This is a genomic window from Treponema sp. UBA753 (genome assembly GCF_002297325.1).
Taxonomy (GTDB): Bacteria; Spirochaetota; Spirochaetia; order Treponematales; family Treponemataceae; genus Treponema_D.
Window position 1 is genome coordinate 1 of the sequence record NZ_DBKJ01000114.1, and the last position, 6,805, is coordinate 6,805.

The following is a 6,805-nucleotide window of genomic DNA, read 5'->3' on the forward strand; positions in this document are numbered from 1 at the left end:
CTTTTTTATCCGGTGTTTCAATATAAACAATAACACTTCCATCTTTTTGAACATCAGTGTGTGTTATTTCTGTGTCATCTGGCAAACGCATATATTCATAAATCATTTTTTCATCTCCATATTGACTCGTTTCCAATCATGCAGAATTTATTTCAGAATCTTGATTACTAATAATATATCACTATTTGCAAGAACTCTCCATAATTTTTTCTTCGGCTTTCATTAGGCTGGCAATTTATACAGCTATTTCATTGCCTTGACGTTTTTTTTGATGAAGTCGATTTGGCTTTGTCAAGGTTAGTTCTTATCGCACAAAATCTTCACAAATTGCAAATTCGCTTACGACTTTATTCATTTTCCTAAAAACTCGACAGTCGGGCTAAATAAGAGCGCAAAGCCCTTTTCCTCTTAATTGGAAGAAAAGGGCTTTGCCTAAAATTTTAATTGCATTATCAAGTAAAAAAAGAGACTTGTCTGAATTTATGTAATTTGAAGCAGAAATTGAATCAAGATAAAAAACAATTTCGTTTGCCCGTGATTTTTCTACATCAGCGTATAAAAGGTTTCCCATATAGGCCCAGCAGATTTGAACTGTAGAAAAATCTGAAGAAGAAAGAACGATTGGTTTTCCGCCAATCCAAACAAACTTTTTTGCTGCAAGGGAAGAAAATTCTTTTTTGCATTTTGATTCGTATTTTTTTATCAGACTTTCAATAAAGTCTGGCGCAATCGAAGGTTTCGGCATTTTAAATGGAAAAAAAGATTCCACATTTTTGTTGAGTTTTTCTGCGTGCATCCAAAATTCTAAAGCTTCATTTAAAGGTTGTGAATAGATTTCGCTTTTTTCTTCGCCTTCAAAATGGATTTCGTTTTCTGCAAAAGTTTTTTCTTTAGGAAAAATAGGTTTTAGCTCTTTGTGAAGTCCTTGGTGCCATTCCTTAAAAACTGTTGAATGAACGGTAAGCGAAAATTTGTGCCAGAACGCGCTGTCTAAAAGACCTGCCTTAAACATTTGCCTTAAAGTTTCCATTGAATTAATAAGGTCTTGCTTTGTTTGATTCCAAAACCCAAAAATCATGTATGAATGGACAAGGATTCCAGCTTCTTTGAATGCACAGCATGCGGAAACTATGTGTTCCATGCTAGTTCCCTTGTTTACTGAAGACAGGCCTTCTCCTGTGGCAATTTCTATTCCTGCGGAAACTGCGGTAAGTCCTCCGTAGGCGAGCAAATCTGCTAAATCTTTAGAAAATGTTTTTTCAAAGCGGATGTTTCCCCACCAAGAAAGCCTTTCGTTCTTAATGGAACTGCTTAGGTTTAAAAGCGCAAATTTTTGCATAAGAGCGGGAGGACAAGCTTCATCCACAAAATGAATACCGTTTATTCCTGTTATTAAGCTTTGTTTTTCAAGCCCGTAAAAAAGATTTTCAATGTTTGTGTTGCAAAAACCTTTTACGTAGTCCAAGGTTGTATCGCAAAAGGCGCACCTATGCCAGTAGCAGCCGTAAGCCATATACGCTTTTAGCCATGCGCCGTCGTTCCAAATTCTGTGCATTGGATTTGTGTCGTCTGCAAGCCGAGGGTAAAGTGAAAAATCAATAGCGCTAAAGTCAGGAACTATTTTACGAACGAAATCAATTTCTTTTTTTGCATACAAGTTTATAATCTCTTTTGAAAAGTTTTCTTCTAAATTTGTTCCGTCGATTATTTTTTTGTTGTAAAAGTGTTTTACTTTGTAGAAAGGTTTTTCTGCAAAAATTGAACTAAAGTCTGGATCTTGAATATTTAGACTGTCAAATATATGAAGAAAACTTCCATACCCCTTGTCGTAACTTAAAAAATCGCAGTATTTGAAAATTCCTTGCTCTTGAAGATTTCTAAGTTCTGTGTTTACGTAGCCGCCGCCAAAAGCAACAAAAAAATTTTTGCTTTTAGCGGAAAAAGATTTTATTTCTCTGGCGATGAAAATTGCTGCTTCTAAGGTTCCAGGAAAAGGAATGGAAATACAGAAAAGAGTTTTATTTTCTTTATTTTGAACTAAAATTTCTTGAACAAGATTTTTTAAAAAGTCTTCTAAAACCGGGGAATTTAATGCATTTTCAATTTTAAAAAAAGAAGATTTGCTTGTAGCAAGGCTTTCCGCATAGCGAATAAGAGAAAAATTTTTGTCATAGGCAACGGCAATGTAGTCTGCAAGGTCTGCTAGCGCAAGGCTTGCCAAAATGCGTGAATCGTCTGCGCTGACATCGCGGTCTAAAGACGTTAGGTATGATTCCATTCGGTTTCCGCGCGGGACATAAGCGGAACGTACAAATTCGTGCACCAGTTCTCGGCCAGATTTTTTATTTCCTTCGCAAACTATAGCAACGATTGTATCTATCCAGTTTATCCAGCTTTCCTGTTGAGAAATATAGCGTCTAAGTTGAAAAGCAGAATTTTCATCTCCTTTTTTTTCAAAATTTTGAGCAATCTCAAGAGCTTTTTTAGAGGTTTTTTCGAAGATGATTTTTAATCCGTTTTTGCAAAAAATTTTATGAAATAATGCAATGCTTAAATCTTTCCATTGAACGCAGCCATTAATATTCTTTTCCTGATAAAGATTGTTAAAAAAGGAAAGTAAATATGCTCCGCTTGGATACGGTGTGTTTAATTGAAGCATTGGCGGCTGTATTATAATTGTGTTTAGCATATCTTGATTATAACCTAAAAAATAGTATCATTGAAATATGAATATATTTTTAGTTATTGTTGGGGCAGTTCTTCTTTTTTTAGGTTTTTTAGGAACATTTTTACCGGTTTTGCCAGGAGCGCCTTTGGCTTGGTTTGGAATGCTAGCAGCATATTTTTCTGATTATGTAATTATAAAACCTGTGATTTTAATCATTTGCGCAGTGGCGGCGATTTTTGTTTCTGTTGCAGATAATATTTTTCCTGTTGCGATGACAAAAAAAAGCGGAGGCTCTAAGGCCGGAACTTGGGGTTCTACGATTGGTCTAGTAGTTGGCATGTTCATTGGACCTTGGGGAATAATTTTAGGACCTTTTTGCGGAGCTTTGGTAGGTGAGCTTATAAACGATTCTTCTGATTTTAATAAATGTCTAAAAGCTGCTTTTGGCGCATTCAAAGGTTTTTTGTTAGGAACAGGTCTTAAAATGGTTGCGGTTGCGGTTTTTATATGGTTTTTTCTTTTTGGTTTGTACAAAGGCATAAAAACAGAGTCCGTTGACTCTGTCATAAATATTCTTCCTACTGTTCAAAATGTGATAAAAACTGTATAGTTATCTTTTAGAATGAACTCTAAAGCCTGCCTGGTCCTGGCTAACGGACTTGTATTTAATGGAAACAGTATTGGTGCTTCCGGTGTTGTTATCGGTGAAGCAGTATTTACAACAGGAATGACTGGCTATCTTGAAACACTTACAGATCCCAGTTATTACGGTCAAATAGTTACGCAGACTTTTCCTTTGATTGGAAATTATGGCGTAATCCCTGAAGATTTTGAAAGCGAAAAAAGTCATGTACGTGGATACATTGTTCGCAACCTTTGCGAAGAACCTTCTAATTTTCGCTGCAAAGGAAATTTAAATAATTTTTTAGTTCAAAGCAACGTAATCGGTCTTTGATGAATAGATACAAGAAAACTTACAAAAGTTCTTCGCGAAGCTGGCGTCATGAACGGAATGATAATTTCTGGCAGCTCTGCAGAAGCTTTAGAGTGTTTTAATGCCCTTGAAAATCCTTTGGAAAAAGAAAAGATTTTAGAAAAAATAAAAGCATACAAAATAGAAAAAGCAGTAGAAGCTGTAACTTTAAATGCTGATAAAATTGAACAAAGCGCAGATGTTGTTTTTAAAACTAGCGCAGAGTATCGCGCTGTTCCTGTTACAAAAGACGGCTTAAAAGTAAATGACCCAGAACTTGCCATGAAAAATGGAAAAGGAAAAAAAGTTGTTCTTTGGGATTTTGGTGCAAAGGCAAATATCCGCAGGGAATTGCTGAAGCGCGGAGTTGACGTTGAAACTGTAGCTTGCGATACAAAAGCGGAAGATATTTTAAAAAGAAATCCAGACGGAATTATGCTGAGCAACGGACCTGGAGATCCTGCCGACAACGTTGAAATTATTGAAAATATCAAAAAGATTTCTGAAAGCGGAATTCCAGTTTTTGGAATTTGTTTGGGGCATCAAATGCTGGCGCTTGCACGGGGAGCAAAAACCAGCAAGCTGAAGTATGGTCACCGAGGGGGCAACCAGCCTGTAAAGCAGCTTTCAACAGGAAGAGTTTATATTTCTTCTCAAAACCATGGCTATGCAGTAAACAATGAAAGTCTTCCTAAAGGCGCTTTTTTAAGTTTTGTAAACACAAACGATGGAACTTGCGAAGGCATAACTTATACGGATATTCCTGCTTTTAGCGTTCAGTTCCATCCAGAGGCAAGCGGCGGTCCTTTGGATACAAACTTTTTGTTTGATGATTTTATCAATCTTATAAACGACAGAAACTATTTTAAGAATTTTAAGCCAGAATTTGAACGCGTTGATGCAATATCGTATTTTAAGTCGACAATAAAAGAAACGAACGGGAGTAAGCTATGCCTTTAAATAAAAGTATCCACAAAGTAATGGTAATTGGTTCTGGTCCGATTGTAATTGGGCAGGCGGCAGAATTTGATTACGCAGGAACGCAGGCTTGCAAGGCATTAAAAGAACAAGGACTTGAAGTTGTTTTAGTCAATTCAAATCCTGCTACGCTTATGACAGACCATTCAATGGCAGATTCAATTTATATTGAGCCTCTTATTCCCGAAGTAATTCAGCGAATAATTGAAAAAGAAAAACCAGACAGTTTGCTTTCAACCTTGGGCGGGCAGACAGGTCTTACACTTTCTATGGAACTTGCAAAGTCGGGTTTTCTTGCAAGCCATGGAGTTCAGCTTTTAGGCGCAAAACCAGAAACAATTGACAAGGCGGAAGACCGTCAGATGTTCAAAGATACAATGCTTGCAATTGGAGAGCCTTGTATTCCTTCTAAAGTTGTAACAACTTATGAAGATGCCGTTGATTTTGTTCACAACGAAATTGGTTTTCCTGCAATAATTCGCCCGGCCTTTACTCTTGGTGGCACTGGTGGCGGCATTGTAAACAACGATGAAGAGTTAGACGAGATTGCCCACAACGGGCTTCACCGCTCGCCAATTCATCAGATTCTTGTGGAAAAATGTATTTCCGGCTGGAAAGAAGTTGAATTTGAAGTTATGCGCGACCACAGCGGAAACGTTCTGACAATTTGTTCAATGGAAAACTTTGATCCAGTCGGCGTCCACACAGGAGATTCAATCGTAATTGCTCCGACGGTAACCCTTGCAGATAAAGAATACCAGATGCTTCGTTCTGCAGCCTTAAACATAATTTCTGCTTTGAAAATTGAAGGCGGCTGCAACTGTCAGTTCGCGTTGAATCCGGAATCTTTTGAATATGCGGTGATTGAAGTAAATCCCCGCGTTTCACGTTCTTCGGCATTGGCTTCTAAGGCTACTGGCTATCCGATTGCGAAAGTCGCTTCGCTAATTGCCATCGGCTATAATCTTGATGAAATTCCAAACTTTGTTACAAAAAAGACGGCGGCTTGTTTTGAGCCGGTTTTAGATTACGTTGTTGTAAAAATGCCTAAATTCCCATTTGATAAGTTTGTTTATGCGGCTAGAAAACTGGGAACCCAGATGAAGGCGACTGGCGAAGTTATGGCGATTGGCCGCACTTTTGAAGAAGCGCTGATGAAGGCTGCTCGCGGTGCGGAAATTGGCGTTAATTCGCTTAATTTTAAAGTTTTTGAAGAAGAATCTAACGAAAAGATTATTGAACGCGTTGGGCAGTGCACAGACTTGCGTTTGTTCGCAGTTTTCCAGGCTTTAAAGCGCGGAATTATGACTGTGGAAGAAATCCATAAAGTTACAATGATAGACGAATGGTTCTTGAACAAACTTATGAATCTTGTTGAAATGGAAGATACGTTCCAGATGATAAAAGAAGGTTCTGAACTTTCTGAAAACGGAGCTGCCGAACTTACCCAAGAATTATACGTTGAGGCAAAAAAGCTCGGTTATCCAGACAAAGTCATTGAAGAAATGACCGGCTATGAAATTGCGAATTCTTAAGGAGTTGAGGCGTTCTAAAAATATGCAGGATTAAGCAAATCGCTTAGAAAACGCGAAAAGTCATTCATTCAAGAACATGGCGCAGTAAAGCGGAAGTGTAATTTTTTTGTTTGCAAAACCAATGTTTCCATTGCAAAGTTTTATTCCATAGGGAAATTCAGCCTTCTTAAGCAGATTATCCATACTGGAAGTTCCTTTGTTTCCGCTTTTTACTTCTACAGGGGTTGCATTGTCTTTATATCTTATAAAGAAATCAATTTCGCCCTGTGAGTTTTCTTTTTTATAATAATAAAGCGGCTTTTGCATTTTTGAGAAAACATCTGCAATAAGATTTTCGTAAATAGCGCCTTTATAGATTTTCAATGTGTCGTCAATAATGTCTTTCTGGGTTTCGTCATCCAGCATTGCACACAGAAGTCCAATGTCATGCATATAAATTTTAAAGCAAGAAGAGACAACATTTCCTACAAACGGAAGAGCTGGCGGATTTATATTGTAGCAAAAATCAATTATGCCTGCATCGTAAAGCCACATCAGGCTTCCTGCAAACTTTCGGGCAGTTCCTTTTTCTTCTACAATGCCGTATTGAAATTTACGGTTTTCTTTTGCAAGCTGGCGCGGAATAGAAAGAAAACATTCCCTTGCCTTTGT

General features: G+C 37.6%; 6 protein-coding genes. 4 read left to right on the forward strand and 2 right to left on the reverse strand.

The window, feature by feature from the left end; genetic code table 11:
* Positions 1 to 379 precede the first annotated feature (379 nt).
* Positions 380 to 2,689: a radical SAM protein gene (locus B4C08_RS09105; protein WP_296664681.1), complete on the reverse strand. Its 2,310-nt coding sequence runs from the start codon at positions 2,687 to 2,689 to the stop codon at positions 380 to 382.
* Positions 2,690 to 2,726: 37 nt separating this feature from the next.
* On the opposite strand from B4C08_RS09105, the gene B4C08_RS09110 reads away from it, so the two are divergent.
* From B4C08_RS09110 to carB, 4 genes are read left to right on the forward strand one after another with little or no spacing between them, the layout of a single operon-like run.
* Complete coding sequence (locus B4C08_RS09110) at positions 2,727 to 3,278, forward strand: DUF456 domain-containing protein (RefSeq protein WP_296664683.1); 552 nt, start codon at positions 2,727 to 2,729, stop codon at positions 3,276 to 3,278.
* 12 nt (positions 3,279 to 3,290) lie between these two features.
* A complete protein-coding gene (locus B4C08_RS09115) occupies positions 3,291 to 3,623 on the forward strand; it encodes a carbamoyl-phosphate synthase domain-containing protein (protein ID WP_296664685.1) in 333 nt (110 codons plus the stop codon).
* 3 nt (positions 3,624 to 3,626) lie between these two features.
* Positions 3,627 to 4,601 (forward strand): carbamoyl phosphate synthase small subunit, encoded by a 975-nt coding sequence (locus B4C08_RS09120; protein WP_296664694.1) that lies wholly within the window; start codon positions 3,627 to 3,629, stop codon positions 4,599 to 4,601.
* Positions 4,592 to 6,154 carry a carbamoyl-phosphate synthase large subunit gene (gene carB / locus B4C08_RS09125; protein WP_296664687.1) on the forward strand — a complete coding sequence of 521 codons (1,563 nt, stop codon included), beginning with the start codon at positions 4,592 to 4,594 and terminating at the stop codon, positions 6,152 to 6,154. Before B4C08_RS09120 ends, carB begins: the two co-directional genes overlap by 10 nt.
* Positions 6,155 to 6,214: 60 nt before the next feature.
* Here carB and B4C08_RS09130 read toward each other — a convergent pair.
* Positions 6,215 to 6,805: DUF4143 domain-containing protein (locus B4C08_RS09130; protein ID WP_296664691.1), on the reverse strand; the 591-nt coding region annotated here is incomplete at its 5' end.

Coding starts and splice junctions, on each gene's coding strand:
- B4C08_RS09115 (WP_296664685.1), top strand. CDS start 3,291: ATGAACTCTAAAGCCTGCCTGGTCCTGGCTAACGGACTTGTATTTAAT.
- B4C08_RS09110 (WP_296664683.1), top strand. CDS start 2,727: ATGAATATATTTTTAGTTATTGTTGGGGCAGTTCTTCTTTTTTTAGGT.
- B4C08_RS09105 (WP_296664681.1), bottom strand. CDS start 2,689: ATGCTAAACACAATTATAATACAGCCGCCAATGCTTCAATTAAACACA.
- carB (WP_296664687.1), top strand. CDS start 4,592: ATGCCTTTAAATAAAAGTATCCACAAAGTAATGGTAATTGGTTCTGGT.